Genomic DNA, 833 nt, shown 5'->3' with positions numbered 1-833 from the left:
TCGCCGACAGCGAACGGCGCGGGCGTGGCCTGGAAGTTCGTCGGCGGTGTGTTGCCGTTCGAACCTTGTGGCCGTTGTGGTGTCGGTGTGGCTGAGTTGCTGGTGTCGGTGCGTGCCGGGTTGGTTTGCCCGGTCGGGTTGGTGTTGGTGACGGGCGTGTTGGTGACCGGCGTGTTCGTGACCGGCGTGTTCGTGACCGGCGTGTTGGTGACCGGCGTGTTGGTGACCGGCGTGTTCGTGACCGGCGTGTTCGTGACCGGCGTGTTCGTGACGGGTGTTGCTGGGGGTGTGTCGAGGTCGGGTATGCCGGTGACGGGCGTGGTGTTCGGCGGGGGCAGGACGGGTGCGGTAACAGGCGTGTTCAGGCCGAGTTCGCCAGTGACGGGTGTGTTGGTGACGGGTGTTGCCGGGGGTGTGTCGAGGTCGGGTATGCCGGTGACGGGCGTGGTGGTGACAGGCGCGTCGATGGTGGGCGTGTCGGTGACGGGCGTGGTGTTCGGCGGGGGCAGGACGGGTGCGGTGACCGGTGCTGCGATGGGCGTGTTTGGGCTGGGTGTGTTTGGGCTGGGTTGGCTGGTGATGGGTGTCTGGGTGGGCGTGGGTGTGGTGCGGACCGGCTGCTGACCGACCGGCTGCTGACCGACCGGTGCCGGCGGCGCGACGAGCGGGGGCAGCGTCGGGGTGGTACCGGGCTTGTCGCCACCAGGCTGTTCGGTACCGGGCTTGTCGCCGCCAGGCTTGGTGTCGATGACCGGAGTGTCCGTGCCAGGCCGTTCAGTACCAGGCCGTTCAGTGCCAGGCCGTTCAGTGCCAGGCCGTTCAGTGCCAGGCCG

General features: G+C 68.7%; 1 protein-coding gene. It reads left to right on the top strand.

Features of this window, described 5'->3' with window-relative positions; all coding sequences use genetic code 11:
- The first annotated feature begins 24 nt into the window (after positions 1-24).
- The gene (locus tag QSK25_RS45240; protein WP_285647889.1) at positions 25-624 is read left to right on the top strand and encodes a hypothetical protein; all 600 of its coding nucleotides are present in this window, start codon (positions 25-27) and stop codon (positions 622-624) included.
- Positions 625-833: the final 209 nt, after the last annotated feature.

It is taken from the genome of Lentzea sp. NBRC 102530 (assembly GCF_030269365.1).
Classification (GTDB): Bacteria; Actinomycetota; Actinomycetes; order Mycobacteriales; family Pseudonocardiaceae; genus Lentzea.
The sequence above is the reverse complement of the archived record's forward strand: the minus strand, read 5'-3'. Positions and strand labels throughout refer to the sequence as shown.